Here is a 22,962-nt window from a genome sequence, read left to right as displayed (position 1 = left end):
ACGTTCGCCCTACCAGCTCACAATGTCTTGAGCATCTTTAGTACCACCTACTTGACCGTCTTTACCCAAGCTGTATAGATCATACTCCCCATTATCTCCAGGTGACTTATAGAGATAAGGTCTTCCCCAGGGATCAACAGGGACCTTTTTAAGTAGGTAAGGCCCTGCCCATTTTGGCTCATCTGTAGGCAACTGCGTCAATGCGCTCAAGCCTTGTTCGGAAGTTGGGTAGCGCCCCGTATCAATACGATATTGATCCAGCGCTTTACCCAATGCATTTATTTGCGCCCAAGCGGTTTTAGTCTCAGACTTACCTATTTGATCGAAATACTTAGGACCAACGTATCCTGCCAACAGCCCTATAATCACCATAACCACCAGCAGCTCTAGGAGGGTAAACCCTTGAAATTTAATAGATTTAGGTTGCATGTTTGCTTAATTAATCAATTAAAAAATCAGATTATAGCAATGGCAGTTTTCAATTAAGTTTCATTTTTGTGACATTAATATTTTTTAGGACTATGCTTGTTACTTATTATCTTGGTCTCTTGGCTATTTTTTGGAAGATGAATGATTAAAAAATTTTACTTTTAAATAGTAAAATCAACAGACTAGATAAAGAGTTCATGATAAAAATATTTGTCTACAATTGTATAAAAAACATGAATTTTTTATTTCAATTTTCTTTAGAAAAATTGACAATAAAACGACATTAAACTGTTGAAATGTGTAATTTTTGATAGTCTTTGTACTGCAGACTTTACGCTAAACACTCAATTTGCTGAGCCAGAATGTTCAAAAGAACAGGCGCTGATTGAGAGTATGACTACATAAAATAAAGCAGTTAAACATAATCAAATTGTCAATCTGTCTTTATCTGTTTTAACCTAGAAAGTTTGTTACTCTTTATTTCCTGATACTCGCATTGCATTTAGGTCATAGTGAGACTGCAAGAGTGCTTTAATTAAGGTGAATACCGCTCATTCAATGCCATAAATGGTTGGGTCGTTGAACTCGCAAAGACGGTGAGTAGGCGAAAAAAATGGTTAAATTAGCTCTCTGCGCGCATATGCGGAAACAAAATCACATCGCGAATGCTAGGGCTATCGGTAATGAGCATGACTAAACGATCCAAGCCAATTCCACAACCACCAGTTGGTGGCATGCCATATTCTAGCGCTCTGATAAAGTCCGCATCGTAATACATGGCTTCTTGATCACCCGCTTCTTTGGCTTTCATTTGTGCATGAAAGCGCGCCGCTTGGTCTTCGGCATCGTTAAGCTCACTAAAGCCATTTGCCATTTCGCGTCCTGTGATAAATAACTCAAATCGTTCTGTGATGTCTGGATTATTGTCAGAAGCACGCGCCAATGGAGAGACTTCAACTGGATAGTCAATAATGTAAGTTGGGTTCCACAGCTGGCTTTCTGCCGTTTCTTCAAAGAGTGTGAGTTGCAGCGCACCCAAACCAGCATGATCAAATGGTTTGACGCCGTGCTTTAATATTTCAGCACGTAAGAATGTTGCATCATTTAATTGTTCAAGTGTGTATTGCGGTGCATATTTTTGAATCGCACCTACGATGGTTAAGCGCTCAAATGGTTTGCTTAAATCGACTGCTTTACCATCATAACTAATCACCGCCGTGCCATGTGCAGCCATCACTGCGGCACGAATGCATTGCTCGGTATAATCCATTAGCCACTCATAATCGGTGTAAGCGGCATAAAACTCCATCATGGTAAATTCGGGATTATGGCGCACGCTTAAGCCTTCGTTGCGGAAGCTGCGATTAATCTCAAACACACGGTCAAAACCACCCACAATCAGGCGTTTTAAATAAAGCTCTGGTGCAATACGCATATACATTTGCATATTAAGCGCATTATGATGCGTGACAAACGGTTTAGCAGAAGCTCCGCCAGGAATCGGGTGCAGCATTGGCGTTTCGACTTCTAAAAATTCGTTTTCTGTCATAAATTGACGCACTGCCGACATGACTTTTGACCGCGTTTTAAAGGTTTCGCGTGTTTCTTCTGAAGTGATTAAATCGACATAACGTTGACGGTATTTAATTTCTTGATCTTGTAATCCATGGTATTTTTCAGGTAGCGGGCGTAATGATTTTGTTAACAACCGCAATTCGCTCACTTTGATGGATAGCTCATCAGTTTTTGTTTTGAACAAAGCACCTTTAGCACTGACAATATCGCCTAAATCCCAATGCTTAAAAGCCTCATAAATCGCTTCACTGTTTTCATCAGCTAAGTTTTCTTTATTAATAAAGAGTTGAATACGGGCTGTTGCATCTTGCACTGTAGCAAAGCTGGCTTTACCCATTACCCGTTTTAGCACCATACGGCCAGCAACAGCAACAGGAATATGCTGCGGGTCTAACGTCTCTTTATCTAGCGCGTCATATTCAGCATGTAAAGAGGCTGCTTTGTGGGTGGGCTTAAAATCATTTGGAAACACGGCGCTGTTATTTGCATGCGCTTGTTCACGCATGGCTTTTAATTTATCACGTCGCTCTGCGATAACATGATTTTCATCAACGCGTGTTTCATGCGCTACGGGCACTTCTGGCTTAACCTGTTCTGTCATTTGATACTCGAATATGTAAATTGGTTAGTCAATATTGATTGAATAGAGCGCATTTTAGCATTATATGCCGCTGCATCATATGGCTCTCAATCTAATGATTTTAAATAGGTTCATGTGGCTAATAACTACAGACAGCTCAGTAAAAAAACGTTCACATTAGGTGCGAATATCACGCATAAAGCCTTATTATAGTGCGGATTTGATTGGCAACTTAATGCAGCGATTGTCAGTAACTATCATTTACATCAATATCATTTACACTGGTGCAGTTGTTGCTTATCTGTATATATCTCAACCATAGTAGAGTCATCACATGCGCGAAACAGAAAAATCCTTAGCCAAAGACTTACATGAAAATATCCGTTATTTAGGTAGAGTGCTAGGTGAGGCGATTCTTAATAAAGAGGGACAAGAAACCTTTGATGCGATAGAGCAGATTCGTCAAACGGCCGTTAAATTTCGTCGAAACAACGATCAACAAGCCGCTGTTTCACTTGAAAATACATTAAAAAATCTAAGCCCTGAGCAGGCCGTACCCATTATTCGTGCGTTTAGTCATTTTAAGCATTTGGTTAATATCGCTGAAGATTTATATGCGCATCAACGCACCAGAATTAACGAGGACAAACTCGGGGTGGGCATGTTGGCGCATACCGTCAATCAATTTAATAAGCCTGAAGTCGATTATCAGACGATCGTTCAGTTTTTTAATGAGGCGCTGGTTTCTCCTGTACTCACTGCGCATCCAACCGAGGTGCAACGTAAAAGTATTCTAGAATTACAAGATGCGCTGGCACATTACTTGGCGGAGCGCGATACGCTCATTTCAGAAAAGGAAATTGAACGTAATCGATTATTAATAGAAGGAACCATTTGTGCAATTTGGCAAACTCGGGTAGTTCGTCTATCCAAAATTTCGGTTATCAATGAAATTGAAAATGCCATTAGTTATTACGAAACAACTTTTTTGCATGCGATTCCTGAAATTCTGCAAGATTTAGAGCGCGACATTAATCGTATTTTTAGTAAAGAATTTGATGGTCTTTATCAATTACCCAGCTTTTTACACATGGGTAGCTGGATTGGTGGCGACCGCGATGGTAATCCATTTGTGAACGGGGATACGCTAGCGCAGGCAGCCCGGTTGCAATCTGCAGCCGCTTTTCAATTCTATTTGGGTGAGGTAGAAGCGTTACAGCGAGAGTTGGCTGTTTCCACTCGGTTGGCGAAAGTAACGCCTGAAGTACAAGCATTAGCTGATCGCTCGCGCAATCAATCACCACATCGCATTGATGAAGCTTATCGGTTAGCATTGAATGGCATTCATGACCGTTTAATGATAACCGCTAGCTTGCTGTCAGCTATTGCTGATGGCAGTCCGGTTACATTTGAGGCCGAACCCTACCAAAATGCAGCGACTTTTCTAGCAGAAATCACCATGCTGATTCATTCGTTGATGGTGAATAAAGGTGAGCACTTGGTGTATCCGCGCTTGGGCAAGTTAGCCAAAGCAATTGAAACCTTTGGCTTTCATTTAGCCACGATTGATATTCGCCAATCATCCGATATCCATGAGGCAGTGATTACTGAGCTATTGAACAAAGCAGGTTATGCGTTTGAATACAATCAGTTACATGAATCAGAAAAGATCAAAACGCTATTAGCAGAATTGCAACAACCGCGTTTATTATTTTCCCCTTTTCATCAATATTCTGAGCTGCTACATAAAGAAATAGGTGTATTGACCAAGGTGCGCGAAATTCGTCAACTGTTTGGCCCGTGCGCGGTGCGTCAGTACATCATTTCGCATACTGAAACGCTCTCTGATTTACTTGAATTGGCATTATTGCAAAAAGAAACTGGCTTACTTCGCGGTGTTTGGGGATCTCCCAATATCCAGCTTGATTTGAATATTGTGCCTTTATTTGAAACCATTGCCGACTTACGCAATGCGCCCATGATTATGACTCATTGGTTAGGATTATTAGGTACTAAAGATGTGCTGCGTTATCAAGGTGATGAGCAAGAAATCATGTTGGGTTATTCTGACAGTAATAAAGATGGCGGCTTTTTAACTTCGAGCTGGGAGTTATATAAAGCAGAGGTTGAACTGCTGACTTTGTTCAAGCAAGCCAATATAAGATTACGATTATTTCATGGCCGTGGCGGTGCAGTCGGCCGTGGTGGTGGGCCAACTTATGACGCCATCGTGGCACAACCGCTTGGTACTGTGAATGGTCAAATACGATTAACCGAGCAAGGTGAGACGATTGCATTTAAATATTCAGATGCAAAAGTAGGCAAACAAAGTCTAGAGACTTTAATTGCTGCCACCTTGGATGCTAGTTTGTTTCCTCAAACCGATCTAAGTCACCAACAAGAACGCGCTTTTGAAAGTGTAATGGAAACACTATCTAGCACAGCGATGACAGCTTATCGAAGCTTAATTTATGAAACACCTGGATTTGAAGAGTACTTTTTTAATACCACACCCATTGCTGAAATTGCGGAATTAAATATTGGTAGCCGCCCTGCTGCGCGCAAAACCAATCGAAAAATCGAAGATTTACGTGCCATTCCTTGGGGGTTTTCGTGGGCACAATGCCGTTTATTATTACCGGGTTGGTATGGTTTAGGTAGCGCTATTCATCATTATTTGCATGCGGATGAGAAAAAAACAACAATGCGCACTCAACAATTAAAGCAGATGCTTCAGTCGTGGCCGCTATTTAAAACGCTCATTGCGAATGTTGATATGGTGATTGCAAAAACAGATTTAACAGTGGCAAAACGCTATTCACAAATGCTATCAGATGTCGCATTAAGAGAACATATTTTTGCCCGTATAGAGGCAGAATACAAGTTAACGGTTGCTGCATTGAATTTATTGCAAGACACGGATGAGCGGCTAAGTAGCAATCCAATCTTGGCAGATTCAATCAAAAATCGACTACCGTATTTAGACCCGATGAATTATTTACAAGTTGAGATGATTCAACGTTATCGTGCAGGAGACACCAACGATAAGCTCAAGCTAGCCATTTTACTCACCATTAACGGCGTTGCCGCAGGCTTGCGGAACACGGGTTAGTCTTACACGTATCAATCATGACTAATCTTTTGCGTCATGCCTGTCTGCTGATCTGCCAATGTTGCATAAAGCGGCTTACTAAATACCTTTGAAATCATAGAAGCGATAAACGTAATTGCCATGAGACTAATGACCATTTCGTGGCCATCAATCATTTCCATCACGATAATAAAAGAGGTGAGCGGTGCTTGTGTAACAGCAGCAAGAAAGCCTGCCATACATAAAGCAATAATGGCACTTTGATAGGGTTCGTAACCAAATAGCGGTACCAAATCATGGCCAATACCAGCACCAATAGAAAGCGACGGGGCAAAAATGCCGCCAGGAACACCACTTAAATAAGTAAAAATAGTTGCTAAATACTTAACAGGGGCATAAAACCAGGCACTATGTACATTGCCTGACAAAATATCTTGAGTAGTCGCATAACCAGAGCCATGTGCGGCACCATGACTGACAACACCCAGTAGCGCCACCAGCAAACCACAAAAGCCCGCCCACCATAAAGGATGCAATCGTCTTAGCGCACCTAGCCGTCCTTTCATTTGCCCTGAAGCGCTTATCAATGTGCGGCTAAATATGCCACCTGATATGCCGCAAATGAGTCCGCAAAATAAAATAGGCAGAATAATTTTACTGTCCACAACACCCACAGAAAGCTGTCCAAAGTAGGTATAGTTACCTTGTAAAGAAATGGCAACTAAGCCTGACAGCACAATGGCAGTGATAATCACGCCATTGGTTTTTTGCTCAAAACGACGCCCTAACTCTTCTATTGCAAACACAATGCCAGCTAGCGGCGTATTAAAAGCAGCAGAAATGCCGGCAGCGCCACCAGCAAGAATTAAATGTTTGGGTTGCACTGAGAAACCATCAGGCAAAAAGTGGCGGAAAGTATGCATGATACTAGCGGCAACTTGCACCGAAGGACCTTCTCGTCCTGCAGAAAATCCTGCTAATAGGGTACCAATACCTAAAAAAACCTTACCTATCGCCAATTTTAAACTCACTAACGCAGGATATTGATTATCTGTATTGGTTTGATGCAGAGCCGCCATCACTTGTGGAATACCACTACCAGCTGCGCCTTTAAACCATTTACGCGTTACCCAAACGATGAATATACCGCCTAAAGGCGTTACAATTAATGGCGCCCACCAATGTAAACGCTGCAGCTGAAAAAACAACGCTATTGTATGTTCTGTCCCTTTAGCGAATAACACCACGACCAAACCAGCTGTTGCGGCAGCCAACCAAACAACTAGGCGACCATGCCAAGCATCAAAGTCAGTTAGCTTTGCCGATTTAATAGACGATAAAATTTCTTTTAGCGGTTGCATATGGTTGATTTGTTAACAATAGTGAGCATTTGTTATGTGCGATTGTATGGGCGATGCCTGTATTTGTATATATTTGTATTGTCATTATGATGTTGATATTGCAGATTTAAGACACTTTTATTGCTTTGTTCTTCACACTGTTTTTGTTTATTAGGCTTAAGCTGATGCTACCCAAGGAGAGTCTTGAATGAACAATGAGATTAACGATGCTGTTACGTGGTTAAAAAGCTTACGTAAAATTAATATACCTGTACTAAGGCAAACAGCAAGAGAGTTGGCAAAACTAAAACAGGATGAAGAACATCTCAGCGCACGCGCTATTTCGGCTGTTGTATTAAATGATCCTTTTATGGTGTTTAAAGTGCTCAGCTATACCAACAGCCATCCGGGTAAGCATCAGCTTCAAGATATTATCGAAGTTGAACAGGCTGTTATGATGTTGGGAACGACCAACTTTTTTGGTCATTTAACGCCAGACTTATTAGTTGATGACAGGCTTAGATCGAATATGCCAGCATTGACGCACCTACTCAAGCTCATTAAAAGAGCACACCGAGCTGCCTATTTCGCAGCAGATTGGGCGGCCTTAAGAAAAGATTTACACTCAGAAGAAATATGGATTGCGGCTTTACTACATGATTTTGCAGAAATGTTGATGTGGTGCTTTGCGCCAGAAAAGATGAATATTATCTTTGATATGCAGCAACAGGATAAAACATTACGCACTAAAGATGCACAACAACGTGTACTAGGCTTTCACACCAGCGATTTACAAAATGAGTTAGTCAAAGTGTATCCAATGCCGCCGTTACTCACAAAACTCATGAATGATGATGGTGAAACCGAGTTAGATAACCGCGTGAATAATGTTTCTTTGGCCGTAAACCTTGCAAGGCACTCGGCTAATGGCTGGGATGATGCGGCATTACCCGATGATTATGATGCAATTGCTGCATTTTTACACGTAGACGTAGCGCGTGTACTTTATCTAATTAAGCACCCTGATGCAGAATCAATTAATCAGTCAAACTAGACCCCTTGCTTTAGACTAACCTGAATAAATTGGTCTAAATCACCGTCTAATACACCTTGTGTATTGCCCACTTCAACATTGGTTCTCAAATCTTTAATACGTCCTTGATCCAATACATAGCTACGAATTTGATGCCCCCAACCTATATCTGTTTTGGCATCTTCTAACGCTTGCTTTTCTTCATTCCGCTTGTTCAATTCCAAATTATATAAAGCACCTTTCAACATATTCATCGCTTCTTCTTTATTACGATGTTGAGATCGGTCGTTTTGACATTGCACCACAACACCCGTTGGCAGATGAGTTAAACGCACAGCTGAATCGGTTTTGTTAATATGCTGCCCACCTGCACCGCTGGCGCGATAGGTATCAATGCGAATATCGGCAGGATTAATATCAATTTCAATTGAATCATCCACTTCTGGGAAAATTTGCACACTGGCAAAGCTGGTATGGCGCTTGGCATTGCTATCAAAGGGTGATTTTCTAACCAATCGATGCACACCACTTTCGGTCCGTAAAGTACCAAAGGCATAATCACCGGTGACTTTAAGCGATGCCCCTTTAATGCCAGCCACATCACCATCTGACATTTCTAACACTTCTACCTTAAAACCTTTGCGTTCGCAATAGCGTAAATACATACGTAATAGCATGTTCGCCCAATCTTGCGCCTCAGTACCCCCACTACCCGATTGAAATTCAACAAAGCAATTATTTTCATCCATTGGTTGTGAGAACATGCGTCTAAACTCTAATTCCTCAACAACTTTTTCTAATGCTTCAGAATCTGTTGCAATACTCATTAAAGAGGCGTCATCGCCCTCTTCTCGCGCCATTTCAAACAACTCTTGGCTATCTTTAATCCCTTGTTCCAAACTGTTGAGCGTATGCACAACACCTGCTAGCATGCGCTTTTCTTTACCTAATTTTTGCGCATTTTCTGGGTCATTCCAAACATCTGGATCCTCCAATAAACCATCTACTTCCGCTAGACGCTGCGCTTTACCTTCATAGTCAAAGATACCCCCGAAGGTCTTCATTGCGGACAGTTAAATTGCTAAGCCGATTGGCAATAAGATTGAGTTGTTCTGCTTCCATAACGTATGTCTTTAAGGGTATTTGATTGAAAAAACGAAAAGTGATTATACAACAAAGCACTGCATATCCAATGAAACAAAGACTTAGTCAACGGGCTAACCCAGATGGTTGATTGGTTGTGCGATTGACATATTTCTATATATATGGAAATATAGAAATATGAATGCTATATCCGCAGTGACGCTACTTTCTTCTATCGCTAACGAGGCGAGACTAGAGATTTTCAGATTATTAGTACAGACAGGGATAAACGGATTAGCAGCAGGTGCTATTTCCGAAGCACTTCATATGCCTAACAGCACATTATCATTTCACCTAAAGGCGTTAAGTCATGCTGGTTTAATTAATGCAAAACAAGAGAGCAGATTTATTTATTACTCTGCTAATTATGATGCCATGAATGATTTACTCACATACTTAACTGATAATTGTTGTGCAGGCACGCAAACTTGCTGTTCAGATATCGCCTGTGAGACTCAACAAAAGGCAACGACCTAGTGAAAAGAATGCATCTACACATTTCTGTCAACGACTTAGCAAACAGCATCACTTTTTATAATACGCTGTTTGGTGCGCAACCAACTGTGCAAAAAACTGACTATGCAAAATGGATGTTAGATGACCCTTTAGTCAATTTTGCAATTAGCGCCCGAGGTGCAAAAACAGGGCTGGATCATATTGGCATTCAAGTAGAAAAAAGCCATGAGCTAGCTGAAATTAAAACAAGATTAGAAAAAGCAGATATGACCATGCTTTCGCAAGAAAGCACCACTTGTTGCTATGCAACATCCAACAAACATTGGGTGCAAGACCCAACTGGTATTGCATGGGAAACCTACCATACACTGGCGGATGCGCCAATGTTTAACCATGCCGACAGTGCATCCAAAAACACTGTTTGTTGTGCACCAACGCAAACGATTCAATTGATAACAAAAAAAGGAAAAAACAACAATGACAAGCAATCAAGCGGTTGTTAACGCACCGCCTACAATCAGCAGCTTCGAACGTAACCTCACTTGGTGGGTATTAGGTTGTATTGCGGTAGGCATTAGCCTTGGTAAGTTGGCGCCTAACCTATTTCAAACACTTGCAACATTCAAAGTGGCAGAGGTGAATCTCCCTATTGCTGTATTAATCTGGTTAATGATTATTCCAATGCTACTTAAAATTGATTTTACAGCCATGAGCGAAGTGCTCGCACATGTCAAAGGCATTGGCGTGACACTGTTTATCAACTGGATGGTTAAACCATTTTCAATGGCTTTATTGGCCTGGATTTTTATTCGACACTTGTTTGCAGACATGTTGCCAGCAGATCAAATTGATAGTTATATTGCAGGATTGATTTTATTAGCCGCAGCGCCATGTACAGCAATGGTATTTGTATGGAGTAACTTGTGCAATGGGGACGCGAAGTTTACTTTATCGCAAGTTGCTATTAATGATGTAATTTTGCTATTTGCATTTGCACCCATCGTTGCACTGCTATTGGGCTTATCTAGCATTGTGGCGCCTTGGGATACGCTATTAATTTCCGTTCTGCTGTTTATTGTGGTGCCAGTTGCAATTAGTCAAGTATTCAGAACAATATTATTACGCAAAGGCAACGATAATGCACTCAACACAATGCTTAAAACGCTACAACCAATCTCGCTTTCGGCATTACTGATTACGCTTGTTTTATTGTTTGCATTACAAGGAGAGCAAATTCTTAACCAGCCATTCATCATTCTGTTGCTGGCTGTACCAATATTGATTCAGGTGTATTTCAATTCCCTGCTTGCTTATTGGCTGAATAAAAAATATAAAGTCGCCCATTGCGTTGCTGGACCATCGGCTCTCATTGGGGCATCTAACTTCTTCGAACTTGCGGTAGCAACAGCTATTGCGTTATTTGGATTTAACTCGGGCGCGGCATTAGCAACGGTGGTTGGCGTACTCATTGAGGTGCCAGTCATGCTTTCTATTGTGGCAATCGTTAATCGCAGCAAGCACTGGTATGAGCATTCATGAAATAAGGAAATGCGCCATCAAATGAATATTTTATTTTTATGCACGGGCAACTCCTGTCGCTCCATTTTAGCTGAGGCTATATTGAATAATTTGGCACCTGAAGGCATGTATGCAATGAGCGCAGGTAGCCATCCAACTGGCGAGGTACATCCGCGTTCAATTGCATTGTTAACACAAAAAGGCATTCCTACAGCGGGTTATTACAGCAAATCATGGCAAGATTTACCTAGCGTCCCTGATATTGTTATTACGGTGTGCGACCATGCAGCCGGCGAAACCTGCCCAGCTTATTTAGGCAAAGTCATTCGTGCACACTGGGGCGTCGATGATCCAGCCAAAGCCACAGGCAGTGAGGCTGAAATTTGCGCCAGCTTTGAAAATGCTTATTCGATTCTGAGAAAGCGTATTGAGGCTTTTTTAGCCATTGAATTTGGCAGCATAAACGATGATGCTACATTAGCTAATCAATTAACAAATATCGGACAATTACAATAAGCCCTAACGCTTCCATCCGTAAAACCCCATTTGATTGATTTGGCCATTCACAGTTCAGCCACACAAAAAAAGTACACCGCTATCTTGATAAGCTGGCTATATAAGAAGACTATATGATAAGACTATGCACTAACTCGAACATTGTCATGTTAATGTCACAAAGAATTTCTAAACTGTCGGTAATACAAATATTAATTTTGTTCAATCAAAAGTAATCATGTGTATTTTTAAATATTGATACGGAGTTTACAATGCAAACAGAGTTTATTAAATCGCTAGCTTCAACCGTTTTTATCGCGGCAACACTTGGCACAACAACGGTAAATGCTGCTGATAATATCGTCAAAATTGACGGTTCAAGCACGGTGTTTCCAATCTCGGAAGCGGTTGCGGAAGAGTTTCAAATTAAAACAAAAACCAAAGTGACTGTTGGGGTATCTGGCACCGGAGGTGGTTTTAAGAAGTTTTGCCGCGGAGAAACAGACATTTCTAACGCCTCACGCCCTATCCTGCAAAAAGAAATTGATGACTGCAAAGCTAACGGTATAAAGTTTATCGAAATTCCAGTTGCCTTTGATGCATTAACCGTCATCATCAACCCCAATAATGCGTTTGCTAAAACCATGACAGTAGCTGAACTGAACAAAATGTGGAGTCCAGATGCACAAGAAAAGATTAAAACTTGGAATCAAGTTAATCCCGCTTGGCCAAACAAGCCATTAAAGTTATTTGGGGCTGGCGCCGACTCTGGTACATTTGATTATTTTACTGAAGCGATCGTTGGTAAGGCTAAATCACAGCGCGGGGACTATACAGCAACGGAGGATGACAATATTACAATTAAGGGCGTTGTTGGTGATGATAATGCGATTGGTTATTTGGGATATGCATATTACGCTGAAAACGCTGACCAACTGAGAGCGGTGGCTATTGTTGAAAAGCCAGGTAAAAAAGCAGTATTACCTTCTAAGAAAGCAATTGAAGACGGTACTTATCAACCACTCGGTCGCCCAATTTTCATTTATGTTAACGCCACTACTGGCGCTTCAAAACCACACGTAAAAGCGTTTGTTGACTTCTTTCTCGCCAATGGTCGCCCATTGATTGAGGAAGTCAAATATGTACCATTACCTGTTAAAGATCAAAAGGCGGTTATTGCCCACTGGAATGCAAAAAAAATAGGTTCTGGTTTTGGTGGAAAGTCTGAAGTGGGTGTCAAGATTGAGGACTTACTTAACCGTATTCAATAATTAAACTCAAGCAATATTTATATTATGGGGCAATAAAATTGCCCCATAATCATTTCTATTTAAACCAACGCATTAACTTCATATCCATTTTCACTCAAAAAAGCATGCGTTAATGACTGCTTTTTATAGTGAAACCTACACAGCTTATCTATCAAGCGTTAGAATATCGAAAATAGATTGTCACTAAATTGTCACAATTTAATAATGCTATTTTTTTGAGAAATATAAACAAGGACTTACATGCAATTACTATTCGCTTTTAAACCTTTGCAGCAACTCATGATGATTGTTAACGTCGTGGTGTTGTCATTTATCCTGATTGGCTGTTCAAAGTCAGATTCAACTGGGACTGGCGCTTCTGAAGAAGCATCTGACCATAATGCAATTGTGAGAATTGACGGCTCTAGTACTGTATTTCCTGTTACCGAAGCCGTTGCAGAAGAGTTTCAAATTAAAACAAAAACAAAAGTAACCGTTGGCGTTTCAGGCACTGGCGGTGGCTTTAAAAAATTCTGCCGTGGTGAAACTGATATTTCTAACGCTTCTCGCCCGATTCTCCATCAAGAAATTGAAGATTGTAAAGCTGCCGGGATTGCATTCATTGAGCTTCCCGTTGCTTATGATGCGCTCACAGTTGTGATTAACCCTAAAAACACGTTTGCTAAAACAATGACGGTGGCAGAACTAAAAAAAATGTGGGAGCCCTCAGCACAAGAGAGTATCAAGAATTGGAATCAAATCAATCCGTCTTGGCCCGATGCGCCACTTAAACTGTTTGGCCCCGGAGCTGACTCTGGCACTTTTGATTATTTTACTGAAGTGGTTGTTGGCAAATCAAAATCAAGTCGCGGTGATTTTACTGCTTCAGAAGACGACAATGTTTTAGTCCAAGGCATTGCTGGTGATATGAATGGCATGGGTTACTTTGGCTACGCGTATTATGAGGAAAACAAGGACAAACTCACGGCTGTCGCGATTAAAGCAGCGGCTGATAAGCCAGCAGTACTTCCTTCTGCACAAACGATTGAAGATGGCACCTACCAGCCATTAGCTCGCCCTATTTTTATTTACGTTAATGCAAACTCCGCCTCTACTAAACCCTATGTTAAAGAATTTGTGGATTTTTATTTAGCGGAAAGTCGCATGCTGATCGAAGAAGTTAAATACGTTCCATTTCCAGAAGCAGATCAAGCAGCAATCTTAACGCACTGGGAAAACCGTATAACAGGCACTGCCTTTAATGAACACGCTGGAGCAGGTTTAAAAATCGGCGAACGATTGAAAAAAGTAAACTAGAGAAGTTAGATTAACACAACCAAAAGCAATCATGACAAGGGGTATTAATCACAACTTAATCGTCATGAAACGTAACCATAATGATTTAACATTTCTAAGCAACACAAGGGGGGACTGTCATGAAACTGTCACAATTTAACATTATGATTGATTCTGATGAAAAATAAGACTAGAAACTCGTTTCGCAACTATTGACTAACAAGCGCCAACATCAAGGTAACTATGGTAGTTTTACCCAATTTATTATTGAATACTAAGCATTCTGCTAACATGGAACAGTGAACGTGAATACAACAACACAAGTATTAGACAATACGAGCAGTACTCATATCAGTACCAGACTTGCGAAAAACTTCAGACGCAACATAAAAGAACGTGTGATTGAACTGATATTAATGCTATGCGCATTATCGGCTGTATTTACAACACTGGCTATTGTTACCATTCTTCTTTATGAGTCTTTTTCTTTTTTTGATCATGTGTCAATTATTGATTTTTTAACGGACCGCCAATGGACACCGTTATTTGAGGATGCGCATTACGGAATACTGCCCCTTATTTCCGGCACCATTACCACTTCATTTATTGCCCTTGCTTTTGCAATTCCTGTTGGTACGATAGCTGCCATCTTTCTCTCTGAATTTGCTTCACATAAAACAAGGGAAACGGTTAAACCAATATTAGAATTACTGGCGGGTGTACCAACCATTGCATTTGGTTATTTTGCATTATTGTTTGTAACCCCTCTACTGCAAAAAATATTTCCTACTTTACCCACCTTCAATATGCTGGGACCTGGCATTGTCATCGGCATTATGGTTGTTCCCTATATTGCATCCATCTCAGAAGACGCCATGCGCTCGGTACCGATGAGTATGAGAGAAGGCTCATATGCCATGGGTGCCACGCGCTTTCAAACAGCAATGCGCGTCGTAACCCCAGCAGCAATTTCGGGCATTGTTGCCGCTTATATTTTAGCAATATCGCGGGCAGTAGGCGAAACCATGGTAGTGGCAATTGCTGCGGGTCAACAACCTAACTTAACCTTCAATCCAATGGATTCTGCAGCCACCATTACTGCTTATATTGTTCAAGTGGCAATGGGTGATTTACCTCACGGCAGCATTGGTTACCAAAGTATTTTTGCCGCTGGCTTAGTTTTAATGTTAATGACACTGTTTTTTAATATTATTGGCCACTTCACACGTAAAAAATTCCGCGAGGCTTATTAATGCACGATTCGCAAGCATCTACACTTAAAAACATTGACGCCGTTAGGTCAATGATTAAGCGCCACAAACGCAATGACACTTTATTTGGTAGTTTGGGCTTACTCTGTATCGTCTTTATTCTCATTACATTACTGATTTTATTCATCGACTTGGTCATTGACGGCTACCCGCAATTAACATCTTTAGATTTTTTTAGCAATTTCCCATCAAGGAAAGCTGCTAGAGCTGGCATGTTGTCTGCGCTGGTGGGTTCAGGCTTGGTTATGTTAGTCACCTTTTTTTCTGCGGTTCCGCTTGGTGTGGGCGCAGCAATTTATTTAGAAGAATACGCGCCTAAAAATTGGTTTTCTGAAATTATCGAGGTTAATGTGACTAATTTAGCTGCTGTGCCATCTATTATTTACGGCTTGCTAGCTCTTGGTCTATTTGTTTATACATTTGATTTTGGTACCAGCATTTTAACGGCTGGATTGACCTTAGGTTTACTCATTTTGCCTATTGTCATTGTAGCAACCAGAGAAGCTATTCGTGCGATCCCGATTGCTATTCGAGAAGCGGCTTATGCTGTTGGCGCCACAAAAGGGCAAGTAGTTGGTCATCATGTGGTACGTTACTCAGCTGGGGGCATATTAACTGGGGTTATCATTGGTATGGCACGTGCGCTTGGCGAAACAGCACCGGTTATTACGATTGGCGCTTTAACATTTATTGCCTTTTTACCGACATCTCCTGTAAGCACAACACCCCCTTTTATCAATTTTGAGTGGTTATTTTCTGGCTTTACAGTATTACCTATTCAGATGTTTAGCTGGCTCTCCAGACCTGGCGCAGATTTTCATGTTAATGCGGCTGCTGCTGGTGCAGTGATTATTCTTGTGACACTGTTAATGAATGGCATTGCGATTAAGATGCGTTATAACATTCGTAAGAAAATTAAATGGTAATCGTTATTTTAAATAGTAATCATTGATTACTGAACTTTCAATATTAGGAAATTTAAGATATGGCAAATGCCAACCCAACAATAAAAGCAGAAGCGCGCAATTTTAACTTTTTTTATAGTGATGGCCATCAAGCATTAAAAAACATCTCACTGCCATTGTATGATAAAAAAATAACAGCACTCATTGGTCCTTCAGGCTGTGGTAAATCCACTCTTTTGCGTTCTTTTAATCGTATGCATGACCTTTATCCAGGTAACAAATATGAGGGTCAAATTATCATGTATCCTGATAATACAAATATTTTAGATCCGCAGGTTGACCCTATCGAAGTTCGCATGCGTATTAGCATGGTATTTCAAAAACCTAACCCGTTTCCAAAATCTATTTTTGAAAATGTGGCTTATGGATTGAGGGTGCGTGGAGAAAAAAATAAAAGATTAATTAATGACAAAGTGGAAGAAGCGCTAAAAGGTGCCGCATTGTGGAATGAAGTTAAAGACCGCTTGCAGGATTTAGCATTCAATTTATCGGGCGGTCAACAACAACGCTTATGCATTGCTAGGGCACTTGCAACAGAACCAGAAATCATGCTGTTCGATGAACCAACATCCGCTCTGGATCCAATGGCAACAGCTAGTATTGAAGAGCTGATGAATAACTTACGTAGCAAGTTGACGATTCTTGTAGTCACACACAATATGCAACAAGCTGCTCGCGTTTCAGATTACACTGCGTATATGTATCTTGGCGACTTAATTGAGTTTAACAATACTGATGATATGTTTATCAAACCAAAAGACAAACGTACAGAAGACTATATTACTGGCAGAATTAGTTAAACTAAACAACATTACCTCATGTTAGGAAAAAAAATGAACGTAAACGAATCTACTCACCTTTCTACTCAGTTTGATAAAGACTTAGAGCGTCTGCGCAGTAGAGTACTTGAGATGGGCGGTTTAGTAGAGTCTCAACTTGACATGACAACCAAAGCATACTCGGATAACAATAATGTTGCGATTTTAGAGGTGCTTGAGAACGATCGCAATGTCAATGAGTTAGAAAAAGTGATTGATGGCGATTGTATCCATATCATTGCTAAGCGCCAACCAACTGCTTCTGATTTACGCTTAATTATGGGCATCAGCAAAATGGTAACTGACCTTGAGCGTATTGGTGATGAAACAAAAAAAATGGCCAAAAGTATTCGCCGCATTCAAGAACGCGATGCTAGCGTTGTTAAAGCAACAACTGATGTAAAACATTTAGCAAACGCTGCAAGCGCGCAGATCAGAAATGCATTAGACACGTTTGCGCGACTCGATGCGGATGAAGCGCGGACTGTTATTGAAACAGATGATGCAATTGATAAAGAATTTAAAGCAATTATTAGGCAGTTGATTACTTTTATGATGGAAGACCCGCGTACGATTACAACCGCGCTCGATATTATTACGATTGCACGTGCTATCGAACGTGTTGGTGACCATGCCAAAAATCTTGCAGAGCAGGTCATATATATTGTTGAAGGTCGCGATATACGTCACTCTGATGATGAAAATTAATACCAATGCCAAGCGTGACTTTAGCGCTTAGATGTCATCATGCAATGTGCACCTGATTAACAAGATAATGAGAAAAACCACTGCTACTCTTCTAAATCGTGACTTAAGTATTTTAAGTTTTAATGAGCGCGTTTTATCGTTAGCGCAACGAGAAGATTATCCATTATTAGAGCGATTACGATTTTTATGCATCGTTGCATCTAACTTGGATGAGTTTTTTGAAGTGCGAGTGGCGGCACAATTAGAAGCCTTACAAAATGGCTTAACCGATATCAATATTAACGCGCAAACCTATGAGGCTATCTCAGAGAAAGCGCATGATCTCGTTGCAAAACAATACCATTTATTTGAGCATGTATTGATGCCTGCACTAGAAAAAGAGGGTGTTGCATTGGTATCTAGCCATCTGCGCACAGCAGAACAAAAGAAATGGGTAGCACAGTATTTTCAAACTGATGTTAAGCCTTTACTGTTGCCGATTGCATTAGATCCCTCTCACCCTTTTCCACAAGTAGCCAATAAAGCGCTTCATTTTATTGTGCAACTTGAAAACAAAACCAACAAAAAAACACAATCCATTGCAATTGTCCGCATGCCGCGCGTATTACCTAGGCTGACAAGGCTACCTTCGCGTATCAGCAAAAAACAACAATGTTTTGTCTCACTGACTAGCATTATCCGCGCTCATTTGCCTGATCTGTTTCAAGGTGCAAAAATCGTTAACTTTTCTCAGTTTAGGGTAACTAGAAACTCTGATTTGGATGTGGAAGATGATGTAAGTAATCTACGCGCGGCTTTGCGCGAGGAGCTTGCATTCAGACCTTATGGGGAGCCTGTCCGATTAGAGGTAACCATTGATTGTGATGCGTTTTTATCTAACTTCTTATTAGAACAGTTCGGCCTACCCACTTCTGCTTTATACAAAGTGAACGGACCAGTGAACCTTGGCAGACTGATTCAACTCCCTGATTTAGCGAGTGATGCAAAGCTGTGCTTTCCTACCTTTACGCCAGCTTGGCCTAGAGACTTAACAGCAAACAAGTCGATGTTTTCACAATTAAAAAAGCGTGACGTGTTAATCCATCAACCGTTTGAGAGCTTTGAAGCCGTCATTCAACTACTGCAAGAAGCCGTTCACGATCCTGATGTCCTGGCTATACACCAAACGATTTATCGAGCTGGCTCAGATCCACGCATCCTTAATTTACTGCAAACTGCAGTACAACGGGGAAAAGAGGTATTAGTCGTTATTGAACTAAAAGCGCGCTTTGATGAAGAAGCCAATATCAATTGGGCGGAGGCATTAGAATCAATTGGCGCACAAGTTGTGTATGGGATTGTAGGCTTAAAAACACATGCAAAAATGTTGCTGATTATGCGTCGAGAAGGTCGTGCGATTAAGCGCTACGCACATGTGTCTACTGGTAACTACAATCCAAAAACGGCAAAACTCTATACTGACATGAGCATGCTCACCAGTGATTTAACCATCACAAGAGAAATAGAACAATTATTCAGACATCTAACGAGCGAGTTGCCACTGCCTAAAATGCGTCAATTGTTGGCTTCCCCATTTACGCTACACAACACCATGCTAAGGTATGTGAATGCAGCTGGCAATGCAGCTGCAAAAGGTAAAGCCGCACATATTATTATCAAAACCAATTCGCTCACAGACGAAACACTCGTTTTGGCATTGATGAAAGCTGCAAAAAAAGGCGTGACTATCGATTTGATTGTGCGCAGTGCTTGCATATTGCCGCCTGATGCAAAAGATTTGCATGGTCGCATCCGTGTTCGTTCTATTGTAGGTCGTTTTTTAGAGCACTCACGCGCGTTTTATTTTGAGATTGATGGCAAAGTCAAACTATGGCTTGCCAGCGCTGACTGGATGACGCGCAATATGCTTAAAAGAGTAGAAATCGCATGGCCAATCATCAATGAAGAAATGCAGCAACGGGTAATAGATGAGTGCTTTACACCCTATTTGCAAGATAACATTGATGCATGGGCATTAACCGCCAATGGTGAATATCAACTCGTGAGCGAGTTACAGAGCAGCAACAATAACGCAACCAGCCCGCTATCAGCACAAACGATTCTGTTACAAAAAAATCGTTAACCCATATCAACCGAGTCAACTGTAAGTACATCCTTAGGTTTTTGCTTGGTTGTAATCGTCAAGCTCCAATTCACTTTTTTCCATGCAATAACCTCTTCTTCTAACAAATAAGACGTCTGTGGATGTTTTTCTAACCAAGCATCCCATACCGTTAATATCATTTTCTCAGCATTAAACTGTAAATGTTCAATCCCGCTGAGTATTGGTTTATTGCGTGAGTGGCAAAGTATAATAGCTAATCTTAAGCAAGTTAATGCAATCAGCAGCTTTTGATCAACCTGTGTCAGGTCTAGTTTTTTAAGCTTTCCACGCTGTCCCAACACCAGCAAACTTAAATGATGCAGGTCACTTTGGGAAAACCCCATTAACTCGGTGTGATCTAAAATATAAGCCCCATGCAAATGTGACTCGCCATGTGAAATCATGGCACCAATCTCATGGCACTGCGCTGCCCAACTTAACAAGCGGCGTTGCGCTTTAATCTCACTTCTTTTAAGCTTTAGGTTGGTCGTCACAAGATCAAATAAATAAAGCGCGGCTTCATTAACATGCTCGGCTTGTTTAGCATCAACTGGAAAACGCTTTAATAATAAGTGAATAGAAGCCTCTTTGGTATACACCAAGCCATCACTGGCTTCTGCGGCCATATCATAAAATAAGCCATGCCTTAATGCGCCACGAGCCACGTGTAATGTTTCTATTTTTAAAATATCAAACACCGCCCGTAACACACTAAAGCCACCGCCAATCACGGCATTTCTTTCTTCTTTCAACCCATCTAATTTTAAACGCGTGGTATTTTTAGCTTTGATTAACTCTTTTCTTAACCAATCTAACCCTTCCCTTGTAATGACACCTTCTTGAAAGCCAGCGAGTGCCAACACATCACCAACAGCCCCAACGGTGCCAGATGCGCCATAAGCAACATCCCAATACTTAGCACTATAAGAGCGTGTAATGACCTCCAAAAATGATTTGGCCGCCACTTCTGCTTGTTTTAGATTTTTTTCAGATAACTCTCCATCCGGAAAGTACTTCAATGACCATGCGACAGAGCCAACGCGTAAAGATTCCGTTTGTAATGCATCAAAATGTTGACCCAAAACAAATTCAGTCGATCGTCCGCCAATATCAATCACCAAACGGCGTTCATCTGATTGCGGCAAAAAGTGACTAACCCCTTGATAAATTAGCCTCGCTTCTTCCACACCAGAAATCACCTCAATATTGTAGCCCAGTGCTTTTTGCGCCAGATCTATAAAATATTGTCTATTACGCGCCTCTCTTAAGGTTTGTGTAGCCACTGCCCGCACATTTTGGGCGGGAAATCCTTTGAGAGCCTCACCAAATCGCTCTAAACATTTCACGCCTCTTTCTAACGCTGCAGCATTTAAATTGCGATTTTCATCTAAATCGCCACCTTGTCTAACCGCTTCTTTAATATAGTCGACCCGTTGTATTTGTCCACCAACACAATGAGCGATTTCCAACCTAAAACTATTTGAGCCTAAATCAACTGCTGCCAGCAGCGTCTCAGCGCCTATCGTATTTTTTTCCATAATGCATTTATAGCATATAAGAAATAAAGCAGATGTAAATAAATGAAAATATGCGCTAGAAAAACGCTGTTTTTTAGTCGGTCATCGTAACATATGGCAGGGATGACTTTTTAAATTGATATTGTGCGATTGTTTTTTGATAAAAGTGAGCCATCCGTTGTGCTTGGACGTCTGCCGACCAAACGGACATGGCATATTCTTTTGCCTGTTGGCTGAGCAAATCGCGTTTAGTGTGATCCTCTATCAGAGAAGCAACTTTATCTGAAAATTCAACGGCATCTTCGGTCGCAATTAATGCACCCTGCCCTTCATATAAAATAGAAGCAGTCCCTAATTCGGCGATACCTACCACTGGCGTGCCTTGTGCCATGGCTTCTAGCAATACCAAACCTTGCGTCTCACTTTTTGAAGAAAACACAAAAACATCTGCTGATTGGTAACAAGCATTAAGCTCGGTATCACGATCTAAATAACCAATAAATTTAACGTTATCTTCTATTTTTAAAGTAACGGCTAGCTGATGCAGTGACTGTTCTGCTGGACCTTCTCCTGCAACAACCAGCAATACATTAGGATGTCGCTCTGCAAGTTGTTTGGTCATTTGAAATAAAAAGGGAATATTCTTCTCAAACGCAACGCGCCCTACATAGAGCAACATTGGGCGTTTATGGTCAATCCCATGTTTTTTCTTAAACTGGAGCCCATCCGCTGGCGCAAAACTACCTGCTTGCAATCCAGTTGGAATCACGTTGGCGCTAGCATTAACACCATATTTTCTAAGCACATCCAACATAGGCTGTGATGGCACAACAATCGCATCAACCGCATTACACTGCTTTTTTGAGATATAACGTGCAAGACCTCTTGCTATACTTTGTGGTATCCAAGGCAAATAATGATGTAAATAATCTTCAAAAAATGTATGGTAAGTTTCAACACAAGGAATCTGTAATATCTTGGCTAGCTTGAGCCCTAAATAATGCGCAATAAATGGTGTATTAACATGAATAATGTCGTACTTTTGTTTTTTTAGCGCTGGCAACTGTTTTAAAGCAGCACCATATTTCATTAGCCTATCTTCAGGATCAAAATAAATACTTCTTGCTGGTATACGTTTAATATTAGGCGCATCGAATTGTTGTTCAACGTCATAATCAGGTGCAATCAAATCTACATGATGTCCCAATAACTGCAATTGATGCATAAATGTTTTGATTGAAGTCGAAACACCATTTACCCGTGGAAAATAAACATCTGATATAAATAGTATTTTCATATGTTAGTCATCAAATTTAAGATATGTTTTAAATATT

At 40.9% G+C, this 22,962-nt stretch carries 19 protein-coding genes; 13 read left to right on the top strand and 6 right to left on the bottom strand.

Features of this window, described 5'->3' with window-relative positions:
- Window positions 1-9 precede the first annotated feature (9 nt).
- Together gspG and lysS are read right to left on the bottom strand one after the other, a co-directional pair.
- Complete coding sequence (gene gspG, locus KFB94_08340) at window positions 10-429, bottom strand: type II secretion system major pseudopilin GspG (GenBank protein ID QVL45256.1); 420 nt, start codon at window positions 427-429, stop codon at window positions 10-12.
- 622 nt (window positions 430-1,051) lie between these two features.
- Window positions 1,052-2,605, bottom strand: a complete 1,554-nt coding sequence (gene lysS, locus KFB94_08335) for a lysine--tRNA ligase (protein ID QVL45255.1) — start codon at window positions 2,603-2,605, stop codon at window positions 1,052-1,054.
- A gap of 313 nt (window positions 2,606-2,918) precedes the next feature.
- On the opposite strand from lysS, the gene ppc reads away from it, so the two are divergent.
- Window positions 2,919-5,696 (top strand): phosphoenolpyruvate carboxylase, encoded by a 2,778-nt coding sequence (gene ppc, locus KFB94_08330; GenBank protein QVL45254.1) that lies wholly within the window; start codon window positions 2,919-2,921, stop codon window positions 5,694-5,696.
- 11 nt (window positions 5,697-5,707) lie between these two features.
- Here the strand turns inward: ppc and KFB94_08325 are convergent, their stop codons facing one another.
- Window positions 5,708-7,036: a chloride channel protein gene (locus tag KFB94_08325; protein ID QVL45253.1), complete on the bottom strand. Its 1,329-nt coding sequence runs from the start codon at window positions 7,034-7,036 to the stop codon at window positions 5,708-5,710.
- A 187-nt stretch (window positions 7,037-7,223) separates the two neighbouring features.
- Here KFB94_08325 and KFB94_08320 point away from each other — a divergent pair, with 187 nt between their 5' ends.
- Window positions 7,224-8,069, top strand: coding sequence for an HDOD domain-containing protein (locus tag KFB94_08320; GenBank protein QVL45252.1), 846 nt, complete (start codon window positions 7,224-7,226; stop codon window positions 8,067-8,069).
- Here the strand turns inward: KFB94_08320 and prfB are convergent.
- Window positions 8,066-9,170, bottom strand: a protein-coding gene (gene prfB / locus KFB94_08315) for a peptide chain release factor 2 (protein ID QVL45251.1) whose coding sequence is annotated in 2 segments (ribosomal slippage) — window positions 8,066-9,088 and window positions 9,090-9,170 — 1,104 coding nt in all. Because the reading frame shifts where the segments join, the coding sequence is not laid out codon by codon here. The genes KFB94_08320 and prfB overlap by 4 nt on opposite strands.
- Before the next feature lie 159 nt (window positions 9,171-9,329).
- Between prfB and KFB94_08310 the strand changes: the two genes are divergently transcribed.
- From KFB94_08310 to ppk1, 11 genes are all read left to right on the top strand, one after another.
- Window positions 9,330-9,668 (top strand): helix-turn-helix transcriptional regulator, encoded by a 339-nt coding sequence (locus KFB94_08310; protein ID QVL45250.1) that lies wholly within the window; start codon window positions 9,330-9,332, stop codon window positions 9,666-9,668.
- Window positions 9,668-10,150, top strand: coding sequence for a VOC family protein (locus tag KFB94_08305; GenBank protein QVL45249.1), 483 nt, complete (start codon window positions 9,668-9,670; stop codon window positions 10,148-10,150). Before KFB94_08310 ends, KFB94_08305 begins: the two co-directional genes overlap by 1 nt.
- On the top strand, window positions 10,125-11,186 hold the full coding sequence (arsB, locus tag KFB94_08300) for an ACR3 family arsenite efflux transporter (GenBank protein ID QVL45248.1): 1,062 nt from the start codon (window positions 10,125-10,127) through the stop codon (window positions 11,184-11,186). The genes KFB94_08305 and arsB overlap by 26 nt, the downstream gene beginning before the upstream one ends.
- A 21-nt stretch (window positions 11,187-11,207) precedes the next feature.
- Complete coding sequence (locus tag KFB94_08295) at window positions 11,208-11,681, top strand: arsenate reductase ArsC (GenBank protein ID QVL45247.1); 474 nt, start codon at window positions 11,208-11,210, stop codon at window positions 11,679-11,681.
- A gap of 251 nt (window positions 11,682-11,932) precedes the next feature.
- Window positions 11,933-12,931, top strand: coding sequence for a PstS family phosphate ABC transporter substrate-binding protein (locus tag KFB94_08290; GenBank protein ID QVL45246.1), 999 nt, complete (start codon window positions 11,933-11,935; stop codon window positions 12,929-12,931).
- A 282-nt stretch (window positions 12,932-13,213) separates the two neighbouring features.
- Window positions 13,214-14,227 carry a PstS family phosphate ABC transporter substrate-binding protein gene (locus KFB94_08285; GenBank protein QVL46637.1) on the top strand — a complete coding sequence of 338 codons (1,014 nt, stop codon included), beginning with the start codon at window positions 13,214-13,216 and terminating at the stop codon, window positions 14,225-14,227.
- Between the two features lie 284 nt (window positions 14,228-14,511).
- Complete coding sequence (pstC, locus tag KFB94_08280; protein QVL45245.1) at window positions 14,512-15,459, top strand: phosphate ABC transporter permease subunit PstC; 948 nt, start codon at window positions 14,512-14,514, stop codon at window positions 15,457-15,459.
- Window positions 15,459-16,403 (top strand): phosphate ABC transporter permease PstA, encoded by a 945-nt coding sequence (gene pstA, locus KFB94_08275; protein ID QVL45244.1) that lies wholly within the window; start codon window positions 15,459-15,461, stop codon window positions 16,401-16,403. The genes pstC and pstA overlap by 1 nt, the downstream gene beginning before the upstream one ends.
- Before the next feature lie 59 nt (window positions 16,404-16,462).
- Window positions 16,463-17,242, top strand: a complete 780-nt coding sequence (pstB, locus tag KFB94_08270; protein QVL45243.1) for a phosphate ABC transporter ATP-binding protein — start codon at window positions 16,463-16,465, stop codon at window positions 17,240-17,242.
- Between the two features lie 33 nt (window positions 17,243-17,275).
- On the top strand, window positions 17,276-17,968 hold the full coding sequence (phoU, locus tag KFB94_08265; protein QVL45242.1) for a phosphate signaling complex protein PhoU: 693 nt from the start codon (window positions 17,276-17,278) through the stop codon (window positions 17,966-17,968).
- A gap of 67 nt (window positions 17,969-18,035) precedes the next feature.
- The gene (gene ppk1, locus KFB94_08260) at window positions 18,036-20,090 is read left to right on the top strand and encodes a polyphosphate kinase 1 (GenBank protein ID QVL45241.1); all 2,055 of its coding nucleotides are present in this window, start codon (window positions 18,036-18,038) and stop codon (window positions 20,088-20,090) included.
- On the opposite strand, the gene ppx is transcribed toward ppk1, so the two are convergent.
- On the bottom strand, window positions 20,087-21,649 hold the full coding sequence (gene ppx / locus KFB94_08255) for an exopolyphosphatase (GenBank protein QVL45240.1): 1,563 nt from the start codon (window positions 21,647-21,649) through the stop codon (window positions 20,087-20,089). The two genes, ppk1 and ppx, sit on opposite strands and share 4 nt — an antisense overlap.
- 73 nt (window positions 21,650-21,722) lie before the next feature.
- Complete coding sequence (locus tag KFB94_08250; GenBank protein QVL45239.1) at window positions 21,723-22,925, bottom strand: glycosyltransferase; 1,203 nt, start codon at window positions 22,923-22,925, stop codon at window positions 21,723-21,725.
- Window positions 22,926-22,962 lie beyond the last annotated feature (37 nt).

This window comes from Methylophilaceae bacterium, from assembly GCA_018398995.1.
In the GTDB taxonomy this organism is placed as follows: Bacteria; Pseudomonadota; Gammaproteobacteria; order Burkholderiales; family Methylophilaceae.
This window is presented reverse-complemented; position numbering and strand designations above follow the sequence as displayed.

What these genes read in the sequence shown, in the direction of transcription:
- gspG (QVL45256.1), bottom strand. Translation starts at nt 429, where the DNA reads ATGCAACCTAAATCTATTAAATTTCAAGGGTTTACCCTCCTAGAGCTG.
- lysS (QVL45255.1), bottom strand. Translation starts at nt 2,605, where the DNA reads ATGACAGAACAGGTTAAGCCAGAAGTGCCCGTAGCGCATGAAACACGC.
- ppc (QVL45254.1), top strand. Translation starts at nt 2,919, where the DNA reads ATGCGCGAAACAGAAAAATCCTTAGCCAAAGACTTACATGAAAATATC.
- KFB94_08325 (QVL45253.1), bottom strand. Translation starts at nt 7,036, where the DNA reads ATGCAACCGCTAAAAGAAATTTTATCGTCTATTAAATCGGCAAAGCTA.
- KFB94_08320 (QVL45252.1), top strand. Translation starts at nt 7,224, where the DNA reads ATGAACAATGAGATTAACGATGCTGTTACGTGGTTAAAAAGCTTACGT.
- KFB94_08310 (QVL45250.1), top strand. Translation starts at nt 9,330, where the DNA reads ATGAATGCTATATCCGCAGTGACGCTACTTTCTTCTATCGCTAACGAG.
- arsB (QVL45248.1), top strand. Translation starts at nt 10,125, where the DNA reads ATGACAAGCAATCAAGCGGTTGTTAACGCACCGCCTACAATCAGCAGC.
- KFB94_08295 (QVL45247.1), top strand. Translation starts at nt 11,208, where the DNA reads ATGAATATTTTATTTTTATGCACGGGCAACTCCTGTCGCTCCATTTTA.
- KFB94_08290 (QVL45246.1), top strand. Translation starts at nt 11,933, where the DNA reads ATGCAAACAGAGTTTATTAAATCGCTAGCTTCAACCGTTTTTATCGCG.
- KFB94_08285 (QVL46637.1), top strand. Translation starts at nt 13,214, where the DNA reads ATGATTGTTAACGTCGTGGTGTTGTCATTTATCCTGATTGGCTGTTCA.
- pstA (QVL45244.1), top strand. Translation starts at nt 15,459, where the DNA reads ATGCACGATTCGCAAGCATCTACACTTAAAAACATTGACGCCGTTAGG.
- pstB (QVL45243.1), top strand. Translation starts at nt 16,463, where the DNA reads ATGGCAAATGCCAACCCAACAATAAAAGCAGAAGCGCGCAATTTTAAC.
- phoU (QVL45242.1), top strand. Translation starts at nt 17,276, where the DNA reads ATGAACGTAAACGAATCTACTCACCTTTCTACTCAGTTTGATAAAGAC.
- ppk1 (QVL45241.1), top strand. Translation starts at nt 18,036, where the DNA reads ATGAGAAAAACCACTGCTACTCTTCTAAATCGTGACTTAAGTATTTTA.
- ppx (QVL45240.1), bottom strand. Translation starts at nt 21,649, where the DNA reads ATGGAAAAAAATACGATAGGCGCTGAGACGCTGCTGGCAGCAGTTGAT.
- KFB94_08250 (QVL45239.1), bottom strand. Translation starts at nt 22,925, where the DNA reads ATGAAAATACTATTTATATCAGATGTTTATTTTCCACGGGTAAATGGT.